The organism is Pantoea sp. BL1, from assembly GCF_000963985.1.
GTDB classification, from domain to species: domain Bacteria; phylum Pseudomonadota; class Gammaproteobacteria; order Enterobacterales; family Enterobacteriaceae; genus Pantoea; species Pantoea rwandensis_B.
In genome coordinates, this window is sequence record NZ_JZRH01000003.1 from 255,122 (window position 1) to 280,320 (window position 25,199).

Annotated in this window: 19 protein-coding genes; 1 reads left to right on the forward strand and 18 read right to left on the reverse strand. The window is 56.3% G+C overall.

Annotated elements, in window-relative coordinates:
- The 11 genes from mrdA to VH86_RS02680 form a co-directional block, all read right to left on the reverse strand.
- A complete protein-coding gene (gene mrdA / locus VH86_RS02635; protein ID WP_045831794.1) occupies positions 1-1,878 on the reverse strand; it encodes a penicillin-binding protein 2 in 1,878 nt (625 codons plus the stop codon).
- 272 nt (positions 1,879-2,150) lie between these two features.
- On the reverse strand, positions 2,151-2,864 hold the full coding sequence (gene deoD, locus VH86_RS25860; RefSeq protein ID WP_034828492.1) for a purine-nucleoside phosphorylase: 714 nt from the start codon (positions 2,862-2,864) through the stop codon (positions 2,151-2,153).
- Positions 2,865-2,897: 33 nt separating this feature from the next.
- Positions 2,898-4,121, reverse strand: coding sequence for a phosphopentomutase (gene deoB, locus VH86_RS25865; RefSeq protein WP_045831795.1), 1,224 nt, complete (start codon positions 4,119-4,121; stop codon positions 2,898-2,900).
- A gap of 91 nt (positions 4,122-4,212) precedes the next feature.
- A complete protein-coding gene (gene deoA / locus VH86_RS02650; protein ID WP_038644763.1) occupies positions 4,213-5,535 on the reverse strand; it encodes a thymidine phosphorylase in 1,323 nt (440 codons plus the stop codon).
- Positions 5,536-5,614: 79 nt separating this feature from the next.
- The gene (gene deoC / locus VH86_RS02655) at positions 5,615-6,394 is read right to left on the reverse strand and encodes a deoxyribose-phosphate aldolase (RefSeq protein WP_038644761.1); all 780 of its coding nucleotides are present in this window, start codon (positions 6,392-6,394) and stop codon (positions 5,615-5,617) included.
- Positions 6,395-6,686: 292 nt separating this feature from the next.
- The gene (locus tag VH86_RS02660; RefSeq protein ID WP_045831796.1) at positions 6,687-7,463 is read right to left on the reverse strand and encodes a TatD family hydrolase; all 777 of its coding nucleotides are present in this window, start codon (positions 7,461-7,463) and stop codon (positions 6,687-6,689) included.
- Positions 7,460-8,512, reverse strand: a complete 1,053-nt coding sequence (locus VH86_RS02665; protein WP_045831797.1) for a patatin family protein — start codon at positions 8,510-8,512, stop codon at positions 7,460-7,462. Before VH86_RS02665 ends, VH86_RS02660 begins: the two co-directional genes overlap by 4 nt.
- Positions 8,513-8,690: 178 nt before the next feature.
- Positions 8,691-8,852: a DUF1328 domain-containing protein gene (locus VH86_RS24850; protein ID WP_007893192.1), complete on the reverse strand. Its 162-nt coding sequence runs from the start codon at positions 8,850-8,852 to the stop codon at positions 8,691-8,693.
- Between the two features lie 95 nt (positions 8,853-8,947).
- On the reverse strand, positions 8,948-9,535 hold the full coding sequence (osmY, locus tag VH86_RS02670; RefSeq protein ID WP_045814771.1) for a molecular chaperone OsmY: 588 nt from the start codon (positions 9,533-9,535) through the stop codon (positions 8,948-8,950).
- 260 nt (positions 9,536-9,795) lie between these two features.
- The gene (gene prfC / locus VH86_RS02675; RefSeq protein WP_038644754.1) at positions 9,796-11,385 is read right to left on the reverse strand and encodes a peptide chain release factor 3; all 1,590 of its coding nucleotides are present in this window, start codon (positions 11,383-11,385) and stop codon (positions 9,796-9,798) included.
- A 483-nt stretch (positions 11,386-11,868) separates the two neighbouring features.
- Positions 11,869-12,972 carry a M20 peptidase aminoacylase family protein gene (locus tag VH86_RS02680; RefSeq protein WP_045831798.1) on the reverse strand — a complete coding sequence of 368 codons (1,104 nt, stop codon included), beginning with the start codon at positions 12,970-12,972 and terminating at the stop codon, positions 11,869-11,871.
- 238 nt (positions 12,973-13,210) lie between these two features.
- On the opposite strand from VH86_RS02680, the gene ftnA reads away from it, so the two are divergent.
- Positions 13,211-13,720 carry a non-heme ferritin gene (gene ftnA / locus VH86_RS02685; protein WP_034828474.1) on the forward strand — a complete coding sequence of 170 codons (510 nt, stop codon included), beginning with the start codon at positions 13,211-13,213 and terminating at the stop codon, positions 13,718-13,720.
- Between the two features lie 150 nt (positions 13,721-13,870).
- Here ftnA and VH86_RS02690 read toward each other — a convergent pair whose 3' ends face one another.
- The 7 genes from VH86_RS02690 to VH86_RS02720 all read right to left on the reverse strand — a co-directional run bounded on the left by VH86_RS02690 (position 13,871) and on the right by VH86_RS02720 (position 25,180).
- Entirely contained in the window at positions 13,871-16,714 is a 2,844-nt protein-coding gene (locus VH86_RS02690) for a bifunctional diguanylate cyclase/phosphodiesterase (RefSeq protein ID WP_045831799.1), read from the reverse strand.
- 166 nt (positions 16,715-16,880) lie between these two features.
- Positions 16,881-17,999, reverse strand: a complete 1,119-nt coding sequence (locus tag VH86_RS02695) for an MBL fold metallo-hydrolase (protein ID WP_082082817.1) — start codon at positions 17,997-17,999, stop codon at positions 16,881-16,883.
- Positions 17,987-19,729 (reverse strand): iron ABC transporter permease, encoded by a 1,743-nt coding sequence (locus tag VH86_RS02700; RefSeq protein WP_045831800.1) that lies wholly within the window; start codon positions 19,727-19,729, stop codon positions 17,987-17,989. The genes VH86_RS02695 and VH86_RS02700 overlap by 13 nt, the downstream gene beginning before the upstream one ends.
- A gap of 2 nt (positions 19,730-19,731) precedes the next feature.
- Complete coding sequence (locus tag VH86_RS02705) at positions 19,732-20,721, reverse strand: ABC transporter substrate-binding protein (protein ID WP_045814775.1); 990 nt, start codon at positions 20,719-20,721, stop codon at positions 19,732-19,734.
- Between the two features lie 25 nt (positions 20,722-20,746).
- The gene (locus VH86_RS02710; protein WP_045831801.1) at positions 20,747-21,814 is read right to left on the reverse strand and encodes an ABC transporter ATP-binding protein; all 1,068 of its coding nucleotides are present in this window, start codon (positions 21,812-21,814) and stop codon (positions 20,747-20,749) included.
- A 644-nt stretch (positions 21,815-22,458) separates the two neighbouring features.
- A complete protein-coding gene (locus VH86_RS02715) occupies positions 22,459-24,204 on the reverse strand; it encodes a lysophospholipid acyltransferase family protein (protein ID WP_045831802.1) in 1,746 nt (581 codons plus the stop codon).
- Positions 24,205-24,475: 271 nt separating this feature from the next.
- Complete coding sequence (locus VH86_RS02720) at positions 24,476-25,180, reverse strand: proteasome-type protease (protein ID WP_038644739.1); 705 nt, start codon at positions 25,178-25,180, stop codon at positions 24,476-24,478.
- Positions 25,181-25,199: the final 19 nt, after the last annotated feature.

Below are 25,199 nucleotides of genomic sequence, written 5' to 3' on the forward strand. Positions count from 1 at the left end.
TTAATTTTTCTGCGCTGTTTCCACCGGCGGCTCAGACGGTGGCGGCAGGAAGATGTGATCGAGAATATTGCGCATCAACGGCGCGGCCGTCACCCCTTCACTTCCCCCGTTTTCCAGAATCAACGCCACCGCCACTTTCGGATCATTAAAGGGTGCGAAGGCGGTATAGAAGATGTGGTCACGCAGGCGCGTCGGGATCATTTTCGCGTTGTAGACCTGGTTCTGCTTCAGACTGAACACCTGAGACGTCCCCGACTTCGCCGCAATGCCGTAAGGCGCGGTGTGGAAGTACTTATAACCGGTGCCGTTCGGTGCATTGGCCATGCCAAACATCGCATGACGCACCAGCGACCAGTAAGGTGATTTTGGATCGCCAATCTGCGGCTGCGGGTCTTTCGGCTGATATAGCTGCTGCTCAGTGCCACGCTGCGATTTCTCCAGCAGGTGCGGATTAATCACCCGGCCATTGTTGAGCAGTGCCACCAGCGCTTTCACCATCTGAATCGGCGTAGCAATCCAGTAACCCTGCCCAATTCCCACCGAAACCGTATCGCCCTGATACCACGCGTGTTTGTGTACTTTCTGCTTCCACTCACGGCTTGGCAGCAGTCCGGCATACTCTTCATTGAGATCGATGCCGGTCGGTTTGCCATAGCCAAACTGGCTCAGCATGGTATGAATACGATCGATGCCCATCATAAACGCCACCTGATAGAAGAAGCTGTCCGCCGACTCCTCAATCGCCTTGGTGACATCCAGCGTGCCATGCCCCGATTTTTTCCAGTCACGATATTTACGATCGGTGCCTGGCAGTGTCCAGGTCGGTGCGCCGAAGATGGTAAAGCTGGGGGTGATCACCTTGGTCAGCAGCGCGGACATCGCCATATAAGGTTTGACCGTCGAAGCCGGTGGATACAGGCCTTGCGTGACGCGATTGATCAGTGGCAGGTTTTTGTCCGCCAACAGTGTTTTGTAGGCTTTGTAGCTGATGCCTTTTACAAACGGGTTCGGGTCATAGCTCGGTGCAGATACCATCGCCAGCACGCTGCCATCGCGCGGATCTTCGATCAAGGCCGCTGCACGCTGGCCCACCAGCTGGCTCTCAACGTACTGTTGCAGATGCAGATCCAGCGTCAGATAGACGTTCTGCCCGGCAACCGGCGGCACTTCTTTCAGCACGCGCACAATACGACCGTGGTTATCCACTTCCACTTCCTGATAACCGGTTTTGCCGTGCAAAATTGACTCGTAATAGCCTTCAATGCCCTGCTTACCGATGTTGTGGTCGGCAGCATAGTTTTCGCCGACGCCTTCGGCATTCAGGCGTTTAAAATCGTTATCATTGATCTTGGAAACATAGCCCACCACATGGGCTAAATCGGCGCCATAGGGATACTCGCGATCCTCATAGGTGTCGATGGCCACGCCGGTGAAACGGAACTGATTGACGGAGAAGCGCGCCACCTGCTCATCGGTGAGTTCTGCTTTTAACTCGACCGGCTTATAGCGGCTGTTCTGTTTGAGTTCGTGCTCGAAGGTTTCAATTTCTTCCGGTGTCAGGTCGACAATCGGCGTCAGCTGCTTCAGCGTTTCCTGCATATTGTCGATTTTGTACGGCGTCACGAGAATGTCGTACCAGGTGACGTTACGCACCAGCGGAATACCGTTGCGATCGTAGATCAACCCTCGCGTCGGCGCGATGGGGATCATTTTGATGTCGTTTTCGTTGGACCGCGTCTGGTAATAGCTGTGCTGATCCACCTGCAGACGATACAGGTTAACGCCAAGGATAATGAAACAGATGACGACCAGAGCAAAAGCGACAAGCGCACGGCGGACAAACAGTTTTTCTTCAGCTTCGAAATTACGGAAATTCATCAGGGGGGCTTAGTCTCTTTGTTATCACGCTAATGATAAGCAGAGATTGCTTTAGAGCCAGCACGAAGATGCACAAGCCTGGGTAAAAGTGTGTCAGATGTTTACGAGGAGAGGTTCAGGTCGCCCTGAGTGGTATCGCTGATTCCGAGCGGTGACTCACGAGGTCGTCATAAATGGCAGGGTGAAGAATAAGGTCGCCATCAATGACGACCCTGTGCGCTGATGCGTTTCGTCAGGTGCGCCTTGCAGCGCACCGAACAAAACAGCCGGGATTAATCCCCCAGCAGCACCGACTCCAGCGCGATCTTGATCATATCGTTGAAGGTGGTCTGGCGCTCAGCAGCCGTGGTCTGCTCGTGCGTGCGGATATGATCCGACACGGTGCAGATGGTCAACGCTTTAGCCCCGAACTCCGCTGCCACACCGTAGATACCGGCGGCTTCCATTTCCACGCCCAGAATGCCGTACTTCTCCATCACATCGAACATCTGCGGATCTGGCGTATAGAACAGGTCAGCAGAGAAGATATTGCCGACGCGCGCGTCCACACCCAGCGCTTTGGCGGCATCAACCGCGTTACGCACCATGTCGAAGTCCGCAATCGCCGCGAAGTCGTGATCCTTGAAACGCATACGGTTCACTTTGGAATCGGTGCAAGCACCCAGACCAATCACCACGTCACGCAGTTTCACATCGGCACGCACCGCGCCGCAGGAACCGACACGGATGATTTTCTTCACGCCGAAATCAGTGATCAACTCTTTGGTGTAGATCGAGCAGGATGGAATACCCATACCGTGGCCCATGACCGAAATCTTACGACCTTTGTACGTCCCGGTGTAACCCAGCATGCCGCGCACGTTGTTCACTTCAACCGCATCTTCCAGGAAGGTTTCTGCGATGTGCTTAGCGCGCAGCGGATCGCCTGGCATCAGCACCACGTCCGCGAAGTCACCCATTTCTGCATTAATATGAGGCGTTGCCATGGTTATTTTCCTTTTTAAAATTGGTGGGCTGTTTTACAGCAGGCTTTTGCCGTAGTCCATGCTGGACAGGCCAAAATACTTCGCAATGGTCTGGCCGATATCCGCAAAGGTATCGCGATAACCCAGCGATCCTGGCTTCACTTTTGGACCATAAATCAAAATCGGGATGTGCTCGCGCGTGTGCTCGGTGCCCTTCCAGCTTGGGTCACAACCGTGGTCGGCGGTGAGGATCAGAATATCCCCCTCTTTCACCAGCTCCATCAGCTCCGGCAAACGACGGTCAAAGAACTCTAAACCACCGGCATAACCGGCGATATCGCGACGATGTCCCCAGGTGGAGTCAAAATCAACGAAGTTAGTGAAGACGATGGAATTGTCCGGCGCCTTTTTCATCTGCTCGATGGTGGCGTTAAACAGTGCATCCAGCCCGGTAGCTTTCACTTTCTGGGTGATGCCCTGCTCGGCGTAGATATCCGCAATTTTACCCACTGAAATCACTTCACCGCCCTTCTCGTCCACCAGCTTTTTCAGCATGGTTGGCGCAGGCGGTTCCACGGCGAGATCGTGGCGGTTGCCGGTACGCTCGAAGTTGCCCGCTTTGTCGCCGACAAACGGACGCGCAATCACACGGCCGATGTTGTAACCGCCGTTGGTCAGCTCTTCACGCGCGATTTCGCACAGTTCGTACAGTCGATCCAGACCAAAGGTCTCTTCGTGACAGGCAATCTGGAATACCGAGTCCGCCGAGGTGTAGAAAATCGGCTTGCCGGACTTCATGTGCTCTTCGCCCAGTTGGTCGAGGATCACCGTACCGGACGAATGGCAGTTACCAAGATAACCCGGCAAATCGGCGCGTTTTACCAGCACGTCGAGCAGCTCCTGCGGGAAGCTGTTCTCTTTGTCGCTGAAGTAGCCCCAGTCAAACAGCACCGGCACGCCGGCGATTTCCCAGTGGCCTGACGGCGTATCTTTACCGGATGACAGCTCACTGGCGTAAGCGTAGGCACCAATGATTTCAGCATTGGCGTCGAGGCCAGGCGGGAAGCGGCCTGTAGAGAGTTCAGCGGCTTTACCCAGACCGATCGCGGTCAGGTTTGGCAAATGCAGCGGGCCTTCGCGACCTTCATTGGCGCGGCCTTCGAAGCACGCTTCGGCGATATGGCCGAGCGTATCCGATCCTTCATCACCGAATTTATCGGCGTCTTTGCTGGAGCCGATCCCGAAGGAGTCGAGAACCATAATAAAAGCACGTTTCATGCAAGTCTCCTGCGCAATGGCGCGATGACAAGTCAAAAAAAAGCGATCAGATCAGTATACCCGAATGGCCGCTCCCTGGCACGAAGAAGCGTTACTCGCTGACGCGGCGATAGACCACCGGCGTTTCCGCAGGCGCACTGTCACTCAACGTGATAGCCGCTTTGACCGCTTCCGCAGCCTGCTGCCACTGCGCTTCCGACGCGGCATGAATCACCGCCAGCGGGCGCTGTGCATCAACCTGCGTGCCGAGCGTGGTCATGTCACTTAAGCCCACGCTGTAATCAATGCTGTCGCTGGCACGCTGACGGCCCCCACCCAACGACACCACCGCCATACCCAGCGCACGGGTATCCATGGCGCTGACAATCCCGGCGCGATCGGCATACACCGCTTTGCTCAGGGTCGGTGCAGGCAGATAGCTATCCATACGCTCGATAAAATCAACCGGGCCGTTCTGCGCCGCCACCATGCGCGCGAACACTTCCGCCGCTTTACCGTTATCCAGCACGTTTTGCAGTTTCTGCCGCGCTTCGGCGTCGTTCTCTGCCAGTTTGCCGGAGATCAGCATTTCCGAGCACAGCGCCATGGTCACTTCCAGCAGGCGTGGATTGCGCGCCTCACCGGTGAGGAACTGCACCGCTTCACGCACTTCCAGCGCGTTACCGGCGGTGGATGCCAGCACCTGATTCATATCGGTGAGCAGCGCGGTGGTTTTACAGCCCGCACCGTTCGCCACGCCAACAATCGCCTGCGCCAGATTTTCTGAAGCTTCAAAGGTCGGCATAAAGGCACCGGAACCGACTTTCACATCCATCACCAGCGCATCCAGTCCTTCCGCCAGTTTCTTGGCGAGGATCGAGGCGGTAATCAGCGGGATCGAGTCAACGGTAGCGGTGATATCACGCGTGGCGTAGAAACGCTTATCGGCAGGCGCCAGTGAGTTGGTCTGGCCAATGATGGCAATACCCACATCTTTGATGATTTGGCGGAAACGATCGTCACTCGGGAAGATATCGAAACCGGGGATCGCTTCCAGCTTATCCAGCGTACCGCCGGTGTGACCGAGGCCGCGCCCGGAGATCATCGGGACATAACCGCCACACGCGGCCACCATCGGGCCGAGCATCAGCGATGTTACGTCGCCCACGCCGCCGGTGGAGTGCTTATCAACAATCGGGCCGTTGAGATTCAACGACTTCCAGTTAAGCACCGAACCGGAATCGCGCATCGCCATGGTCAGCGCCACACGCTCTTCCAGATTCATATCGTGGAAGTAGATGGTCATTGCCAGTGCGGCAATCTGACCTTCTGATACGCTGTTGTCGCGCACACCATTGATGAAGAAACGGATCTCCGCCTCGCTCAGTGGCTGGCCGTCGCGTTTTTTTCGAATAATTTCTTGTGGCAGGAACAAGGTTGCCTCCCCGAGGGATTGCTGTGAAATGCACCAAACATTCTTTGGGTCGCCATTGATGGCGACCCTGAGGCTGGGATCAGTAGCCCGCTTTGCTGGTCGCAGTCGCGTGGCCCAGAGTGTTCAGCAGGCTCGCCAGCAGGCTTGAAGCACCAAAGCGGAAGTGGCGTGCATCCGCCCAGCCTTCGCCCAGAATGTCATCCGCCAGCTTCAGATAGATCGCGGCATCTTCCGCCGTACGCACGCCGCCCGCAGGCTTAAAGCCCACCTGCTGCTGCACGCCTTTATCGTGAATCACCTGCATCATGATGGCTGCCACCTCTGGCGTGGCGTTCACCGGCACTTTACCGGTGGAGGTTTTGATGAAATCCGCACCGGCATCGATAGCGATTTCAGAAGCGGCGCGAATCAGCGCTTCTTCTTTCAGTTCACCGGTTTCGATGATCACTTTCAGCAGCACGTTGGCAGCGGCGCAGGCTTCTTTACAGGCTTTCACTAGCGCAAAACCGATGTCGCGATTGCCAGCAATCAGCGCGCGATACGGGAAGACCACGTCCACTTCGTCTGCACCGTATGCAATCGCCGCACGGGTTTCTGCCAGCGCGATCTCTACGTCATCGTTGCCGTGCGGGAAGTTAGTGACCGTGGCGATGCGGATATCAGGCGTGCCCTGCTCGCGCAGTGCTTTACGTGCCGCAGGGATGAAACGCGGATAGATGCAAATGGCCGCGGTGTTACCGGCTGGCGACTTCGCCTGATGACACAGCGCGATCACCTTCTCATCGGTGTCATCGTCGTTCAGGGTGGTCAAATCCATCAGTTGCAGGGCGCGTTGTGCGGCCGCTTTAAGATCGGTCATGATGCTCTCCAAAAGGTGACCGGCAGACTGTGCCCACCGGATAATGTGATAATTCTAACAAACCACACCTGAATGAATTGCGCTTCATGTCACATGAAAAAAGAAAATTCGTCATATGAATACAATTATTTAGTGATTTAAGTCACAAATAACCGCCAGCACACCCGTTTTCAGGCGCAATACAGGTTGTGAATATTATCACAAATCAGGGCAAAAAAGGGTAATGCCGATTTTATTACTGTAGCCAATGCCCGCCAAAACCGCGGGAAATCCAGATTGTGTCGGGAGGGGATCAGGCAGGCAGGGCAAACACGCGCAGGCTGTTTTGCCACAGCGTATCGGCAATGATATCGGGTGATTCACTGCGCAACTGACACAGCACATCAAACACGTTACGCGCGCGCTCAGGACGGTTGGGCTGCCCCTGATAACCCTGCAACGGCATATCGGGCGCATCGGTTTCCAGCAACAGCGAGGTGAGCGGCAGGTTAGCAATGGTGTTGCGGGTTTTACTGGCGCGTTCATAGGTGATGGTGCCGCCCACGCCGATCGCATAGCCAAGCTGAATAAAACGTTCTGCCTGCTGCTGGCTGCCCGCAAAACCGTGTACCACACCACGGCGCGGTAAATCATGGCGACGCAAATGCAGCGCCAACTGATCGTGGGTGCGACGCGAATGCAGGATCACCGGCAAATCATACTGTTTCGCCAGTTTGAGCTGTGCATCCAGTAACCGCGTCTGCTTATCAAATTGCGCGTCTTGCATGTACAGATCGAGGCCGATCTCGCCGATCGCCACGCGTTTGCTATCCGGCGTTTTCAACCACTGTTCCAGCTGATCCAGGTGCGCATCCTGATGCGCGGCAATATTGATCGGATGCAGCCCTAATGCGGCATACAGCGCCTCGTGCTGTTGCGCCAGCTGGCTGACCAGTGCAAAGCGACTGGCATCGACGCTCGGCACAATAATGCGTTCCACACCTGACTGCGCCGCGCGGGCGATGCTGCCTGTGGCGTCATCGACAAAAGGCGGGAAATCGAAATGGCAGTGGGTGTCGATAAATCTCATGCCAGCGATCCTGCATCAAAATCGGCATCATTATCCGCCAGCGGCGGCGTATGCACGGCACGATTGTCTGGCGCATTCGCCACGGCGGCCGGCGGTGTCACGGTGGTCTGGCGCAGGAACGGTTCGGCATCGCTCAGCCATTGACCCAGCGTCGCGAGGAAATAGCGGCCGCTGCGGCGCCCTAAATGGTAATCCTGATTCAATGAAGCCAAACGACTGCCCAGCGCCATACTCGCCAGCGGTTTCGGCGGGTAAATTTCAATGATGCGCAGGTCGTCTGGCGGCTGTTCGATAAACTGCTGAATCTCACGATAGCTCTCTTCATGGTGATGCAGGATGTTGATCATCGGCTGCAGCGCGCTGTCACCCAGCCAGCGCTCCATGCGTTTGAACCATTTCGGCGTATAAGACATTTGTGACGGCACGGTGCGGATCACCACAATGGTATCGGCGCCACGCCGTGCCGCTTCGCGCACCGGTATCGCATCGCTGATACCGCCATCCAGATAGTTCACCCCATCCATCAGCACGCCGCTGCGATAGAATCCCGGAATGGCGCTGGAAGCTTTGATCACGTCATGCCAGTTCAGGTTGGTGGGATTGAAATATTCGGCGCGGTAATCATCTCCCCGGCAGGCGCACATATAGAACTCGTTGCCTTTGGCAAACAGCCCTTCGGCGTTGCTGAGCGATAAGGGAAACTCTTGTTTGGTGATGTCAATCAGCCAGTCGAGATCGATCAGATGGCCGCCGCGCACAAAGCGCAACGGATCAAAAAATAGTTTGCTGGTGGTATAACGCGTGATGACGCGGCGCGCGTAGCCCGGTTGGGCGCAAACAAACGCAGACAGGTTTTGTGCTCCAGCGGAGGTGCCCAGCATCAATTGAAATGGGTTAAAACCGGCGCGTTGAAACTCATCAAGGACGCCTGCGGTGAAGATGCCGCGTTGACCGCCGCCTTCACAGACCAGGGCAATTTTTTTGGATTTAAATGGGGTGAGCGCCAGTGGCTCAAAGGTGTCCAGTGACACCGGGATGCGTATTCCCAATGGATGTCCCTCAGTTTTCCTGCTCTGAGGGAACCGCTGACGGCAGCATCCCGGAGAACCAGTCATTGTCATTCCCTGACCTATTGCATCGTGCAATCGGTGCGGCTGCCTATTATGCCGCAAATGACTGGTCTCCGCTTTAGTGACTCGCGGGTTAGCGTTGTGTTAACGCAATCGGTCAGGGTCGTTTACGCCCGGTAAACAGGCTTACGAGGAACAGAATAATACCGACAATGAAGACAATTTTAGCTGCCCATGCTGCCGTACCCGCCAGACCGCCGAAACCTAACGCTGCAGCAATCAGAGCGATGACCAGAAAGATAATACCCCAACGAAACATAAGCCTCTCCTTACCGTAGTGAAAATCGAACTGCTTATTCATACCACATTGTTTTTATTACGAAACGGTACCGAAACAGTACCGCTTCGCTCGCGTTAAGATTTCACCTTCAGGTCATTCTTCACGCTTTTCACGCCTTCAATGGCTTTGGCGATTTTCTCAGCACGGTCGGACTGTGCCTGGTTCGCCACTTCTCCTGATAACTGCACCACGCCATCGGTGGTTTCCACCTTCACGTTGCGCGATGGCACAATGTCATCTGCTAATAGCTTAGCTTTGATTTCACTGGTGGTTGCGGTATCCCCCGCATAACCTTTCAGTGTGGTCTCTTTGCTGTCTCTAACGTGCAGTTTGTCACTGACGGATTTCACACCCTCAACTTTTTGCACCAGCGCCACGGCTTTTTCCGCCTGATCCTGCGAAGCGACAAAGCCGCTCAGCGTGACCACGCCCTGATGCGTTTTCACTGAGATATCCGTACTTTTAATTGCTTCATCATCCACCAGTGCCGCTTTGGCCTTGGCCGTGATGCCGCTGTCATCCATAAAACCATCGACTTTATTCATAGAACTATCGATTTTAGAACCCGTGCTGCTGGTGTCCGCAGCGTAGGCTGCGCCGCCCATCAGAGCAGTGGTAGCCAGAGCGGCGATCAGGGTTTTAGCAATCTTAGTCTTATTCATCGATATCATCCTTCTATCAGTTAACTCACTCGCAACCGCGAATGCGCCAGCAACAAACGGCGTCGCTGCATTTATAGACGTAATGAAACCCTTGGGTCTCTTTTCTCGTCCGACAGGATAATCATAGTAGGGATTACAGGTTTTGCTGGCTTTTGTGGTTGATATCTCGCCAAAAAGCGATAAACGCAGCGCAATTAGGAGGAGTCTGTAGGATAAAAACAGGGCCAGTAAAAATCACTGGCCCTGTTTGTGAGGCGGGATTAATGTTCGCGCGTTTTGCGGAACGTCACGTCAGGATAGCGTTCCTGCGTGATATTGAGGTTCACCATGGTCGGGGCGATGTAAGTGAGGTTATCACCGCCATCCAGCGCCAGGTTCACTTCGTTTTTGCGTTGGAAGTCGTCGAATTTCTTCGCATCACTGCACTCAACCCAACGAGCGGTTGCGACGTTGATAGCTTCATAAATCGCTTCAACGTTGTATTCGCTTTTCAGACGCGCCACAACCACTTCAAACTGCAGCACACCGACCGCACCCACGATCAGATCGTTGTTGTGCACCGGGCGGAACACCTGCACCGCGCCCTCTTCCGACAGTTGTACCAACCCTTTCAGCAGCTGTTTCTGCTTCAGCGGGTCGCGCAGACGAATACGACGGAACAGCTCCGGGGCGAAGTTCGGAATACCGGTGAACTTCATGGTTTCACCCTGGGTAAAGGTGTCGCCGATCTGAATGGTGCCGTGGTTGTGCAAACCAATGATGTCACCGGGGAAGGCTTCTTCTACGTGCGAACGGTCGCCGGCCATAAAGGTCAACGCATCCGAGATCACCACGTCTTTGCCAGTACGCACCTGGCGCAACTTCATGCCTTTCTCGTACTTGCCGGAAACCACACGCATGAAGGCAACACGGTCACGGTGTTTTGGATCCATATTCGCCTGGATCTTAAACACGAAGCCGCTGAATTTCTCCTCGCTGGATTCCACCAGACGCGCATCAGTTTTACGTGGCATCGGCGTCGGTGCCCAAGCCACTAAGCCATCGAGCATATGATCGACGCCGAAGTTACCCAGCGCGGTGCCGAAGAACACCGGGGTAATTTCACCGCTCAGGAACAGCTCCTGATCGAACTCGTGGGACGCGCCCTGCACCAGTTCCAGCTCATCACGCAGTTGCTGTGCCAGGTCTTCACCGACCGCCGCGTCGAGGTCCGGGTTCGCCAGACCTTTGACAATGCGCACTTCCTGAATGGTATGGCCCTTACCGGTTTGATACAGGTAAGTTTCATCTTTGTAGAGGTGATACACGCCTTTGAACAGCTTACCGCAGCCAATCGGCCAGGTGATTGGCGCGCAGGCGATCTTCAACTCGCTCTCAACTTCATCCAGCAGTTCCATCGGATCGCGGATGTCACGGTCAAGTTTGTTCATAAAGGTGATGATCGGCGTATCGCGCAGACGGGTCACTTCCATCAGCTTACGGGTACGATCTTCAACACCTTTCGCGGCATCGATCACCATCAAACAGCAGTCAACCGCCGTCAGCGTACGGTAGGTATCTTCAGAGAAGTCTTCGTGCCCTGGGGTATCCAGCAGGTTCACCAGACTGTCGCGATACGGGAATTGCATCACCGAGGTGGTGATGGAGATACCACGTTGTTTCTCCATCTCCATCCAGTCAGATTTAGCATGCTGGCTGGAGCCGCGGCCTTTGACGGTACCGGCGGTTTGGATCGCCTGCCCGAACAGCAGCACTTTTTCGGTAATGGTGGTTTTACCGGCATCCGGGTGCGAGATGATCGCAAACGTACGGCGGCGCGCCACTTCATCTAAAAAGGAAGCAATAGACATGTGTGAATTCTTCTTCAAGGGCAACGCGCGGGCGGCGCGCTGCGAATAAATCGTTCCGGGCAAAGCCGGGGGATAACGGAACCAATGGTGACGCAGTGGCGTCAGTTCACAGCAAGATGTGCGCGATCTACATTGGCGGCAGTCCGGTTATCCAGTCAGCATTAAGGCGGCATAGCATACAATATTTCAGCAGGCGGGGAAATCGTGGGATGGGACCTGTATGCACCTTCGCCCTGCCAGTTTCCTGCAAGCGAGGAGAAGAGGCTATCGAGTGAGGCTTTGATGCCAGTTGGCAGTCTTACTCAGCCGCTTTCCTGCAAATGAGCAGAAAGGAGTGTTTGAGTGAGGCTTTCATTCCGGGTGACAGCCTCACTCGACCGCTGTCCTGCAAGTGAGGAGTAAGAAGGTCGAGCGAGGTTTTCATTCAGGGTAACAGCCTCTCCCATTTGCGGGAGAGGCTGGAATGTGGGAAACAACACATGGCTAACCCAGCACGCGCACCACTGCCGCCTTAAAGATCTTCACCCCGATCTCCAGCGAACTCAGTTCAAAACGCATATCCGGATGATGCAGGCCCGGCACCAGATTGGTGCCCAAACCCCAGAAACCGGCTTTCACCTGCGGTTTTTTCACCGGGTAGTAGAAGAAGTCTTCACTGCCTGGCGTGGATTTGGTGTCGAGCAGCCCTTCTTCCCCCAGCACATCCACGATCGCAGCCCGGATCACCGCCGTGGCTTCCTCGTGGATTTCTGCGGCGGGCATCTCTTTCAGTAACACCACTTCAGCGCTCGCACCCAATGCAGCCACGCTGTGCTGAATCGCCTGCGTCACTTTCTGTTTCAGCACCTCCATCGGCGCGTTCTCCTGCGAACGCAGATCCCATACCACGCGCGCCTCATCCGGCACCGAGTTGGTGACACCAGCATCACACAGGAAGCGGGTGGCTTTCACGCTCCATGTCAGGCCCGGCGCCAGATGGATACTGTTCACCGCCTGTACCGCTTGTACTGCGGCATCCAGCGCATTGACACCCAAATGTGGGCGCGCGGCATGAGCAGGCACACCTTTAATTGTCGCTTCCAGCGTGCTGCACGCCGAATAGAGCACGGCTGGCGTGGCTTGTCCGACATGGCACTCTTCCAGTGGACGCACATGGAAACCGAGGATCATCTCGACATCATCCAGCGCACCGCCCTCAATCATCGATAACGCGCCCGCACCGAGTTCTTCCGCAGGCTGGAACAGCAGCTTTAGCTTGCCGCGCTTGATCGCGCCCTCTTTCAGCAACTCCTGTGCCGCCGTCAGCACCACCGAAGAGTGCCCATCGTGGCCGCAGGTATGGCGTGCACAGGCGACGCCGTTAATGATGTGGCCGAGTGCATCCATATCTGCACGTAGCGCCAGTACCGGTCCCGGCACGCCGCTGTCAATTTCCGCCACGATGCCGGTGGTGTGATTAATGCCGCGCGTCACGCTGATGCCAGCCTGCTCAAGCTGGTCGGCGATGTAGGCGGAAGTTTTGAATTCTTCGAATCCCAGTTCCGGGATTTCATGCAGGTAATGGTAATGATCTAATACGTTCGACACCGCTAAGCTCCTGACAAGTAAAGGCTCGCCACAGCATCCGCCGATGTACGGCTATAATCAATCCAGCGTGAATGAAAATGAGTCAAAACTGAGAACTCTTCGCATTCAATAAATGAAATAATTCCATTTACAATCAATAAGATAATTTCAACTTTTTGACGAAAAAGCCTTCACAAAAAAGTATAGATTGATGCATAATTCACCGTACTTCACCTGACAAATTAAAAAGGACTCAGCCATGTTAACTGCTGAAATGACCTCTCGCCTGAACGATCAACTGAACCTCGAATTCTTCTCTGCCAACCTGTATCTGCAGATGAGCGCATGGTGCAGCGACAAAGGTTTTGAAGGTGCCGCTTCATTCCTGAAAATGCACTCTCGCGAAGAAATGGAACATATGCAGCGTCTGTTCGATTACGTTAGCGATGCCGGTTCTCTGCCGGTGCTGGGCAGCATTGCCGCCCCTGCCGTTAGCTGGAACTCACTGAATGACGTGCTGGAAGAAGCACTGAAGCATGAGCAGCTGATCACGCAGCGCATCAACGACCTGGTACACACCGCGTTGATATCTCAGGACTACTCAACCTTCAACTTCCTGCAATGGTATGTGGCTGAGCAGCACGAAGAAGAGAAGCTGTTCAAAACCGTACTGGATAAACTGGCGCTGGTCGGCAACAAAGGCGAAGGCCTGTTCCTGGTGGACAAAGACCTGGGCCGCATGAACGTCGAAGGCCACGGCCAGTCATAATAAAGATTTCACACAGCAAACAGCAAAACGCCCGGCAATGCCGGGCGTTTTTTTATGCTGAAATCTTACGCCTGGATTGCGACGAGCTTATAAACAACCAGGAGCGTATCAATGCGCCCCTGGGTTGTAACGTCGCCATTTATGGCGAGCTTATTCCAGCTCTTTCAGACGCAGTTCCGAAGGCTGCGGGCGGCCAAAGAAATAGCCCTGGAACAGCGTACAACCCTCTTCACGCAGCTTGGCGAATTGCTCGCTGCTCTCCACCCCTTCGGCGGTGATCTGAATATCCAGACTGCGGCTCATGCCGGTGATCGCCCGGATAATCGCCAGCGCTTCGCGACTGTCACCCATATCGTTGATAAACGACTTGTCGATTTTGATCTTGTCGAACGGGAAAGATCGCAGATAGCTGAGCGACGAGTAGCCCGTGCCGAAATCATCCAGCGCAATCTGCACGCCAATCGCCTTCAGGCTTTGCAGGGTGCGGATATTGCCCAGCGTGTCATCCAGCAATACCGATTCAGTGATCTCCACTTCGAGGCGTTGTGGAGCCAATCCGGATTCGCGCAATGCGCCTTCTACCACCGATACCAGCGAGCTGTTCTTGAACTGCAGCGGCGACAGGTTAACCGACACTGACTGCTCGGTGCCCCAACTCTGTGCCTCGCGGCAGGCTTCATACAGCGCATAAGCGCCCAGCATGTGGATCAGCCCGGTCTCTTCGGCAATCGGGATAAAATCATTTGGCATGATCAAGCCCTTAACCGGATGGTGCCAGCGCATCAGCGCTTCATAACCAATGATTTCGTCCTCATTGGTAATCGGCTGATAGTAGAGTTTCAGCTGACGTCCGGTGATCGCCTCACGCAGATCGTTTTCAATCACGCGGCGGCTGCGCGCCACATCATCCATTTCCATGGTGAAGTGTTCATAGCGGTTGCGCCCGTTGCGTTTGGCTTCGTACAGCGCCATATCCGCACAGCGCAGCATGTGCTCTGGCGTGTTGGTGACCTGTGACGTCAACGCAATGCCCACGCTCAACCCAACGGAAAGGTTGTGCCCTTCAACATTGACAGGCGGACGGATCGCTTCAATCAGGCGCTGTGCCACCACCGCCGCTTCCTGCGCGTTATTGATGTTTGGCAGCACGATAGCAAATTCGTCGCCACCAATCCGCGCCAGCGTGTCATGGTCGCGCAGCGCACTGCGCAGGCGTTTTGCCACCACGCGCAGCAGATCGTCACCAATCTGATGACCCAGCGCATCGTTAACGTTCTTGAAGTTATCGAGATCGAGACACAGCGTGGCGCTCAGCGCATGGTGTTGGTTATCCTGACGCAGCGCTTCACTCAGCTTCTGCCGGAACAGAATACGGTTTGGCAGGCTGGTGAGGTTATCGTGGTGCGCCATATGATGAATACGCGCATCGGCTTCACGCTGGTCGGTCACGTCTTCGACAATCAGCATCACGTAGTTCTGACGCATATCTTTGCCACTGATAGTGGTGGCGCGGGTATGCAGAATACGGTCGCCGCCTGCGGTGAGCAGCAGCTGCTCGCGTGAATGGATGCCTTCGCTGCGCAGCGCGATATCCGCCAGGCTGTTGAAATAGTCACTCAGCTCCGCCGACATACATTCGTGCGGACGCTTGTGCATAATCAAGGATTTACTGACACCAAACAGCTGTTCGGCTTTGTCATTGACCATCAGGATTTCGCGGCTGATGGCGTCTTCCACAATGACGCATGAAGGGATATTGCTGATGATGGTGTCCAGGAAGCCAGACAGCTCGGACATTTTGGCACTCTGCGCCTGCGCCAGATCCCGCGCGCGCAGCAGTTGCTGTTCATTCTCACGACGTTCGGTTACATCACGGGTGATTTTAGCGAAGCCGATCATCTTGCCATCTTCATTGTGGATGGCATCGATCACCACATGCGCCCAGAACGCCGAGCCATCTTTACGATAGCGCCAGCCTTCATCCTCGAAGCGACCGGTCTTCAGCGCGATACCCAGGTTGGCTTCCGGCGTGTTGGCCAGCCGCTCCTGCGAACCATAGAACACCGAAAAGTGCTGGCCGACGATCTCGTCAGAAAGGTAACCCTTTGCACGCTGCGCACCGGCGTTCCAGTTCACTACGCGGCCCTGCAGATCCAGCATATAGATGGCGTAATCAGTCACGCCTTCCACCAGCAGACGGAAAGTTTTCTCGTACTCCTGCTGCTTGCGCTGCAGCTCACGCTGTTCGGTGCAGTCACGGGTGATTTTGGCGTAGCCAATCAGCTTGCCCGCATCATCACGAATCGCATCAATAATCACATGTGCCCAGAACGCACTGCCATCTTTGCGATAGCGCCAGCCTTCATCTTCGAAGCGGCCGGTTTTGAAAGCGGTGCTGAGGTTCTTTTCCGGAATATGATTTTTACGATCCTGCGCGCTGTAGAAACGTGCAAAGTTCTGACCGACAATCTCTTCAGCCACATAGCCTTTGGCACGCTGCGCGCCGGCATTCCAGTTTTCGACGTTGCCGTCGAGATCAAGCATGTAGATGGCGTAGTCCGTTACGCCTTCAACTAATAAACGGAAACGTTGCTCCTGTTCCTGTTGCTTACGCTGCTGCTCCTGCTGAACCGTGCAGTCACGCGTGACTTTGGCGAAGCCGAGCAGTTCGCCGAAGTCGTCACGAATCGCATCAATCACCACATGTGCCCAGAAGGCGCTGCCATCTTTGCGATAGCGCCAGCCTTCCGTCTCGAAGCGCCCCACCGCTGTCGCGACGGAAAGTCCACGCTGTGGCGCACCGTTTTTACGATCGTCTTCGCTGTAGAACAGCGCAAAGTTTTTACCGACGATTTCGTCGGGCGTGTAACCTTTGGCGCGTTGTGCCCCTGCATTCCAGTTGGCGACGGTGCCATCGGGTTTGAGCATGTAAATGGCATAATCCACCACGCTCTGCACCAGCAGCCGGTACATGACGTCAGAGTTATTATTCATTGTTGTTCGCCTATTGCTGGCCTGGTAAAAATTGCTTCTTAAGAAAAATCCTAATTGCTGTGGAGACTTAAACGCAAAAGCACAGCGCTGACAAGCGTTAATCGTCCACAGACAAAAGTTGGTAGTCAGGTTATCGGCAATGGCGAAAAAACATTCAGCGGGATACTCAATTTATCCTGCTGCGTTGACGCTGCTCGTGGGGGAAACGGGGGCTATCAAGATGGCATTGCAGGGGAAAATGCGCTTGCCAGCACAAAGGGGCGCGCGCCGCTAAAATCGGGCACTCCGCCGCCGCAACAAAGGCTGGTATCACGCGCTGAGCAGCGGTTTTCTCGATCAACCACAGTTGATCGTCAATCGGCGGATGAACATTCCACGGCAGCCACTGTGCCTGCTGATCGGCCAGCAACCTGGCTGCGCGTGTGCCGGGCGCAACGTGACTGCTGAAGATCAGCTTAAAGCCTGGCTGAGCACTCAGCTGCGCGGCTAAGCCGCTGTCGGCCACCGCATCAGCCGCCACAATCACATCTGCAGGTTGCCATTGTTGCGGCTGCGGCTGTTTCAACAAGCGCACCAATTCCAGCGCCGTGGTGGCGGGCAGCTTGTCCATCGCCAGCAGTTGCGCGACCTCACTGCGAATTTGTGGGCAGAGCTGAACCGCCAGACCCCGCGCGGTGAGCTGTAAGGCCACTTCCGGCCCGCGTCCGTGTTCTGGCACGGCAATCACCGCGCCGTGGGTGGCGGCCATCGCCAGCGCATCCATTTGATCGCGCAACCGCTGCGTGCGGTCGCCGTAGGAAGCATCTGTGATTAATAGTTTTGCCGACGGCGGGCAGTCAAACGGCAACAGCAGCGCTTCACGGCTCCAGTCGCCCATGTAGGTGATGCCACCGGCCATGGGCAGATGGAACCACACCGAGCCCGGTGAATGGCCGCTGCGGCCAGTAAACAGATGCAACGGGCCAATGGCCGTTTGCCCGCGCAGCGGTAACAAACGTCGCGCATACATCGGCACGGCGACGTTAGCCAACTGTAACCAGGTTTGCTCGGTGGCGTACACCGGCGGCGAGCCGATTTGCGCCCAGCAGTCGAGCGAGGCCGCGTGGTCAATGTGCGAGTGGGTCAAACACAACGCATCAACGCGGCCAATGGCGCGGATATCCGGGCGCACGCCGGGTTGTGGACCGGCCCCGAGATCCCACAGCAGGCGATAGCCTTCCATCTCGACCAAAAAAGCTGCGGGCAGCTTGCCACCCACACCGCTGATAACCGTTAAGCTTGCCATGGTAAAACCCCTTGCGGCAGACGCCGCGCTAGCCGCGTTGCCAGTCCCATCAGCAAACACACGACCAGAATCATCAGGCAGCCTACCGCGGCCGCCAGCGAGGCGGAGCCCCCTTCGTCAAGGAATACGATGGTGGGTCCGATGGTTTGGGTTTGCGAGGTCACCAGCAATACCGAAACCTGGATTTCATTCAGTGCGGTGAGGAACACCAGCACCGTACCCGCCAGGGCAGAAGGCGCCGCCAGCGGCAGTAAAATATCGCGCATGCGGCGTATAAAGCTGGCACCACACAAGCGTGCCGCCTCATCCATCGCCGGTTCCAGCTGCGCGAATCCGGCCAGCGTTGGACGCAACACCAGCGCAAGGAAGTTCGCCAGATAAGCGGCGAGGATGATCCACACCGTGCCATACAGCGACACATTGATGATCGGCAGCGGGCGCAGGAAGAACAGCATCGCCGCTACGCCGGTGACAATGCCCGGCAAGGCATAAGTCAGTTCACTTGCCAGCCACAGGCCGCGCACCAGTTTGGTCCGGCGCCAGCTGAGGAAATACGCCAGGAACAGCGCGATGGATGTCAGAATCATCGCCGCCAGCGTAGTCAGCCCGAGGCTGGTCATAAAGGCATGGCGCACCGCCGGATAGCCCCATAGCGCGCTGCGGAAGTTCTCCAGCGTCAGCGTTTGCCAGGTGAGCGCCTGACCATATCCGCTGGTGAGTGCAGTGATCAGCAGCGCACTGACCGGCAGCAGCAGCGTTAGCGCCATCCACAGCCAGGCCGCGCCTTCAATCGCCAACCGCCCGCGTCCTAATGGTTGCTGCCACAGACGCGGCGCACCGTTGACGCGCACATCGTGACGACCGCCGAGCCAGGCGCTGGCCGCCATACCCGCCAGCGTGATCACGGCAATCAGCAGCGCGTAAACGGCGGTATTGGGCAAGGCACTCGGGCCAATGCCGTTAAGCTGCTGATAAACCAGCGTAATCAGCGTTGGCACGCGGGCTGGAATGCCCAGCATCGCCTGAATACCGAAGTTACCGGCGGCCGCAACAAAGGTCAGTGCAGCCCCGGCAAAGATCGCCGGGCGCGCCAGCGGCAGAATGATGGTCAACAACACGCGCATCCGCGAGGCACCGCTGATCTGCGCCGCTTCGACTAAATCAGCCGGTAAACGACGCAAACCGGCACGCACAGTGAGAAACACCAGTGGCGCGTTGTGTGTACCGAGCAGCAGCACGATGCCACTCAGCGAATAAAGCGGTTGCTCGCCGGGTGCAAACCATGGCAAGCCGAGTGAACCAAACAGCAGCGCTAACGGGCTGGACGGTGCCAGCGCCTGTAGCCATGCGAGCGCCGTGACCTGCGGCGGAATCATCAGCGGCAGGATAAAGGCAAACACCCAGGCGGTTTTGGCGCGCAGATCGCTCAGCGCCACCAGCCAGGCGGCGGCGGTGCCGAGCAGCACTGAAATCAGGGTCGAACTCAAGGCGATGAGCAACGTATTGCCGCTGGCAATCAGCACGCGGTCGCTGGCTATCAGGCGCGACAAGCGCGCCAGATCCGGCACGCCTTGCGGGGCAATCGCCGTCCACACCAGTCGCAGCAGTGGCGCCACCGACAATAAGCCAATCAGCAGCACCATCAGTGCCAGGATCAGCTTTTCGCTGTTGAGACGCCAGCGTTGGCCGCCACGCGTCGCGTTACGCCACTCGTTGCTCACCACGCTCATGCTTATCCGCCAAACAGCGCGGTAAACTGATCGCGCACCGTGGCATCTTCCTTGATGGCTTTCGCGACGTCAGGCGTCAGCAGCTTGATTTTATTGATGGGTGTGAAGCCCGCCGGTGCAGAAACACGATCGTCCACCGGACGGTTACCCTGCTCGACCACCAGCTTCTGACCTTCCTCAGACAGCATAAAGTTCACAAAGGCTTTAGCGGCTGGCAGGTTGTGCACCGACTTCATGATCGCTACCGGTTCCGTCACGTAAGACACGCCCTCTTTCGGGTACACCAGATCGACGGGCGAGCCTTTTTTCTTCGCCAGAATCACGTCAGCGTCAGTGATGATGCCGTACTTATCCAGCCCGCTGGCGACCGCTTTCAGCGCCGGACCGTTGCCGCCCTGCGGAGCCACGCCAATCGCTGCCAGCTTCTTGTAGAAATTCCAGCCGATGGTTGGCGTGTTGATATCGGTGTGCAGTTTGTACAGTGCCGCACCGGAGTAAAGTGGGCTTGGCATGGCGATCTGACCTTTGTTGGCCTCCACCGCCAGTGCGTTCCAGCTGTCAATCGGCTGTGCGTGCTGGGTGTTGTAAGCAATCACCGTGGCGATGATTTTGGTGCCAAAGAAGGTTTTGTCTTTGTCGTAGAACGACGGATTGATGTGACTCAACGGCGCATCGTTGTAGCTGTAGAGCTGGTTCTGATTTTTCAGGGCACCGAGGTTGATGGCATCGGCAATCAGCAGTACATCGGGCTTAGCGCCACCGCTCATCATCTCGGTCTGCAGCACGTTCATCAGCTGCGTGGTGCCGTTACGCGTCCACTCCACCTGCACGTTCGGATAGGCAGCTTTAAACGCATCCACGGTTTGCTGCGCGATTTCCGGTGCCTGTGAGGTGTAAATCACCAGCTTGCCGGACGGGGCATCATCGGCGTGGCTGGTGGCGGCAAACACTAATCCACTGGCTAACATCAAAGCGTTAAAAGACGTGCGCATAGCAATTTCCCTAAGTATCTGAATGTTATGAAGGAAGGATCCAACCGTCGCGCAGCGCCACCCCAAGGGTCGCATCCACAACGGGTAAAGCGGTCTCCGCCAGCTGCAGCGTGATGCTGTGGTCTGGCGCATCAAGTGGCGCAACATCAATCTGGTAATGGCTGCCGCGATAGATCACCCGCTGCACGCGCACCGCAAACTGCGGTTCATCCGGTTCAGCGAGGCGGAAATCCACCGCATGAAAACTGGCTTTGCCGTGAGGCATCGGGCGTTGTTCGGCCGCACAGCGCAAGGTGACGCGCAGACCGCACAGCGTGGCGAGCGCTTTGCCCTCGCCTGTCGGTTCGATATCGCTGACCGGCAGTACTTTGCCGTCATCGATAAAACCCGCCACCATTGCATTCGCCGGTTCACGCCACAGGGTTTGCGGCGTGGCAAACTGCATCACGCGGCCGCCGTCCATTACCATAATGCGGTCGGCCAGCGCCATCGCTTCGTGCTGGTCGTGGGTGATGTAGAGCAAGGTGGCGTGGCTGTGGCGATGGAAGCGGCGGAACTCCTCTTCCATGGTGGCGCGCAGGTGCACATCAAGATTGGCCAATGGTTCATCGAGCAGCACCAGCGTGGGTTTGGCAACCAGGCAGCGGGCTAACGCTACACGCTGACGTTGGCCGCCTGAAAGATCGGCCGGACGGCGTGAAGCAAAATGTTCTAATCCCACCAGCTCCAGCGCCTGCTGCGTGCGGCTGTCACGCTCATGGCGGGCAACACCGTTGACCTTCAAGCTGTAGGCGACGTTTTCCGCCACCGTCATATGTGGCCACAGCGCATAGCTCTGGAACACCACGCCAAGTTGGCGATCTTCTGGCGGCAGGTGCACGCCCGGCGCAGCAAAGCAGCGCTCGCCGACGTGGATTTCACCGGCATCAGCGGTTTCAAAGCCCGCCAGCAGACGTAATAAGGTGGTTTTTCCGCAGCCCGAAGGACCCAGAACGGCGATGAACTCTCCCTGCGCAATCTGCAGCGAGATATCCTGAAGTACCGGCTGGGCAGCAAAGGCTTTGCTTAACCCGCGAAGTGTGATCGTTGCCATGTTTCTGGCCTTTATCTGACAGTCCGGCTAAGACCCTACGTCACGTCGATGACGATTGCATGACATGGGTATCGGGCGGGTGGGACGGGAATGCGGGCCAGGGCGTCTCTGCTGCTGCCGGGCCGTCCTCGCGCCGCTGACGCGGTGCCTTCGGCTTCCACGTCGTGCCTACGGACCGTTCGGGTAAGGCCATCCAGGCCAACCCGAACTGCCAGTCGCATCCATGCAACTGGCTCCTGGCCCAACGTAAAAGCCTCAGCGCTGCGGATAGCCCTTGCAGCATCAGAGACGCCCTGGCCTCCACCATCGTGCCCTTTTTGACAAACCTCACCGAAGCTAATGCGTGGTTATCACGTTTGTTAGAAACACATCCTCTTTGGCAATTGCGCTGTTTTTCCCACACACCGCACTGTTGGTTAGGAGCAGGCTGGGGCCGCTTAGGGCGGGTAATCCGCAGCGCCGAACAGAGTGAGTATGCCAGGAGAGACAGCATGGATGCTGGCGAAAGGCTCAGCCGGGACAGGGAATGTCCCGTCTGAGCCGGTCCGTCAGGCAGACGAATGACGTGAGGGCACCGCGTTAGCGGCGCGAGGACCGCCCGTCCCTAAGCGGCCCCAGCCTGCGTAAGCTCCAACCCAGCCCTTCTAATCTGCGTAATCAACGGCAGCAACTGACTCCACGCGATCAGCCTGCAAATGCATGCCGATATAGCGCTCATAGCGCGATGGCTTCACGCGTGACAGATCCACCAGCACCAGCCCGTCGATACAGTTGTTGAAATCGGGATCGCTGCCGAAATCGATAAACTGCACCCCGCCCGGCTCACACACTTCGGAATACTGCTTGTAGAGCGTGGGAATCGCGGTGCCGAGGTTCGCCAGCAGATGCTTCAGGCGGCGCAAGTCTTCCGCGTAGTTATCACCGGTAAATTGCGCCAGCACTTCTGGCAGCGAGGCCGGATAGGGACGACGCGACTTCGCCAGCGGCAACTCGGTTGGGAAGTACATGCGGTAGAACGCCACTAACAGATCGCGTGCCGCCAGCGGCATGCCGCCGGAGATCGATACCGGGCCAAACAGATAGCGGGTCTCCGGGTATTTGGCGATATAGGCACCAATGCCCATCCACAGATAATCCAGACCACGTTTGCCCCAGTAGGCGGGCTGGATAAAGCTGCGACCCAGTTCCAGACCCTGATTGATGATCGGCAGCATGCGCTCGTCGTAGTGGAACAGGCTATCGCTGTAGATGCCTTCCAGACCACGACGTTCCAGCTGCTCGGCACCCGGAATAAAGCGATAAGCGCCAACAATTTCAAGCGCATCGTCATCCCACAGAATCAGGTGATAGTAATCGTCATCGTATTTATCGAGGTCACGACGGCGACCGCTGCCCTCGCCCACGGCGCGGAAGGCGATTTCACGCAGGCGTCCGAGTTCACGCAGCAGCGGCACCCAGGTCGCGCCGTTACGACGCCACAGGTAGATCTGTTTGCCATCCGGCAGCGAGCCCAGACGCTCACTCTCCATCAGCGCTTTTTTCAGTTCGGCACGGTCTTCCGGACGCGCAATCGCCGCTTCAGTCTGGAACAGACCCCGACGGCCCTGACCAATGCGATACAAATGCTTGCGCAGCCGTTTCGCCAGCTCTTTGCCCGGCGTGTGGCCGTCGTGCCAGTTGGCAAACGGGATCTGCTCGCCAATGTGCAGCTTGATGCGCGATCCACGCTGGCGGAACATTTCGCGCACCAGCATCAGCAGCGCCAGTGGTGAGGCGATTTTGGCGGCGGCATAGAACGCCAGGCTATTACGCCCGACGACGTGTGCCGGAACAATCGGCGCACGAGCACGGGCGGCCAGGCGCAGGAAGCTGTGATGCCAGCGGTTATCGCGCACACCACGGCTGGAGAGACGGGACACTTCACCTGCCGGGAAGATAATCAGCGCCCCCTGATTGTCGAGATGCTGTTGCATGCGCGTCAGCTGTTCGCGACTGGTACGGTTGCCCATGTTATCCACGGGCAACATCAGGTTGTTAATCGGTTCCAGCATCATCAACATGCGGTTCGCCACGATTTTCACATCACGACGTACCTGAGAAACGGCCGCCAGCAGCGCCAGGCCGTCGAGCGCACCGAGCGGATGGTTGGCGACAATCACCACCGGGCCGCTGGTCGGGATCTGCTCCAAATCGCGTTCACTTAATTCACAGCGCACATCCAGGTGCTCCAGCACTTGCTCGACCATATCCACCCCTTTCAGGTGGCGATAATGATCAGCAAAAGATTGGAATTCATGTTCGCGAACGGCCCATTTCAACAGGCTTTTTTGCCAGTTCGCGGGGTGATGGCCTGGCCAGTAAGTATCGAGAAGCTGATCAACAGAAAACATCATTCACCTTTTGTGCGCAGAGGTTTATGGCACCGAAGTTAAACAGGCTTGTTTTCAGATTTATGACCAGTACCGAAGCGGAACGGAAAAAGCAGGAGCGGAAAGCAGAAGCACTACAGTGCGCCGCGACTGAATTGATCAATTCATTGCAGCAACGCGGTTTATCACGCGGGACTGACACGGCGTTATTGTGGGAAAATGCGCAAGGAGTGACGCCGCTACCGAATGGGGCGCTTTAGGGTAGCGGCGTGATGTCTCTCGCGGCGTTGCTCTATAGTTTTAACGGCGGCAATTGTGAGAACACGCTCAACAAGCCTTTGCTCCACAGCTGACGAATCTGCGAAAAGTAAGGGTGCTGTTCGGTAATATGATGCTGTTCGTTATCTTTAAAGCTGTCGGTGTGATAGACCATCACATCCAGCGGCAGGCCTACCGAAATGTTACTCGCCAGTGTTGAATCCATGGAAATCAGCGCGCACTGCATTGCCTGGCTAAGCGGGGTTTCATAACGCAATACGCGATCAATAATCGGCTTGCCGTACTTGCTTTCACCAATCTGGAAATAAGGCGTATCCACGCTGGCTTCAATGAAGTTGCCCTGCGGATAGATCTGGAACAGGCGCGGCTCTTCACCGCGAATCTGTCCGCCTAACAGCAGCGTGCCACCAAACTCTTCGCCATCACGCTTGATCACTTCACGCAGGGTTTCCCCCACCAATAGCGCAATGTCATACAGCGAGCGCCCATTCAGCAGATTGGGCTGATCGCTGTCGTGGTTATTACGCCGTAGCAAACTCATCACGCTTTGCGTGGTCGCCAGATTACCGGCACTTTGCAGCACCAGCGTGCGTTCATCATCCACCTGAAACACGTGTAATTTACGGAACGAGGAAATATGATCGACGCCCGCGTTGGTGCGTGAATCCGATACAAAAATCATCCCTGACGATAAACGCATTGCCACACAATAAGTCATAGTCACGCCTGCAAAAAAA

Coding starts and splice junctions, on each gene's coding strand:
- mrdA (WP_045831794.1), bottom strand. CDS start 1,878: ATGAATTTCCGTAATTTCGAAGCTGAAGAAAAACTGTTTGTCCGCCGT.
- deoD (WP_034828492.1), bottom strand. CDS start 2,864: ATGGCAACGCCTCATATTAATGCAGAAATGGGTGACTTCGCGGACGTG.
- deoB (WP_045831795.1), bottom strand. CDS start 4,121: ATGAAACGTGCTTTTATTATGGTTCTCGACTCCTTCGGGATCGGCTCC.
- deoC (WP_038644761.1), bottom strand. CDS start 6,394: ATGACCGATCTTAAAGCGGCCGCACAACGCGCCCTGCAACTGATGGAT.
- VH86_RS02660 (WP_045831796.1), bottom strand. CDS start 7,463: ATGAGATTTATCGACACCCACTGCCATTTCGATTTCCCGCCTTTTGTC.
- VH86_RS24850 (WP_007893192.1), bottom strand. CDS start 8,852: ATGTTTCGTTGGGGTATTATCTTTCTGGTCATCGCTCTGATTGCTGCA.
- osmY (WP_045814771.1), bottom strand. CDS start 9,535: ATGAATAAGACTAAGATTGCTAAAACCCTGATCGCCGCTCTGGCTACC.
- prfC (WP_038644754.1), bottom strand. CDS start 11,385: ATGTCTATTGCTTCCTTTTTAGATGAAGTGGCGCGCCGCCGTACGTTT.
- ftnA (WP_034828474.1), top strand. CDS start 13,211: ATGTTAACTGCTGAAATGACCTCTCGCCTGAACGATCAACTGAACCTC.
- VH86_RS02690 (WP_045831799.1), bottom strand. CDS start 16,714: ATGAATAATAACTCTGACGTCATGTACCGGCTGCTGGTGCAGAGCGTG.
- VH86_RS02695 (WP_082082817.1), bottom strand. CDS start 17,999: ATGGCAAGCTTAACGGTTATCAGCGGTGTGGGTGGCAAGCTGCCCGCA.
- VH86_RS02700 (WP_045831800.1), bottom strand. CDS start 19,729: ATGAGCGTGGTGAGCAACGAGTGGCGTAACGCGACGCGTGGCGGCCAA.
- VH86_RS02705 (WP_045814775.1), bottom strand. CDS start 20,721: ATGCGCACGTCTTTTAACGCTTTGATGTTAGCCAGTGGATTAGTGTTT.
- VH86_RS02710 (WP_045831801.1), bottom strand. CDS start 21,814: ATGGCAACGATCACACTTCGCGGGTTAAGCAAAGCCTTTGCTGCCCAG.
- VH86_RS02715 (WP_045831802.1), bottom strand. CDS start 24,204: ATGTTTTCTGTTGATCAGCTTCTCGATACTTACTGGCCAGGCCATCAC.
- VH86_RS02720 (WP_038644739.1), bottom strand. CDS start 25,180: ATGACTTATTGTGTGGCAATGCGTTTATCGTCAGGGATGATTTTTGTA.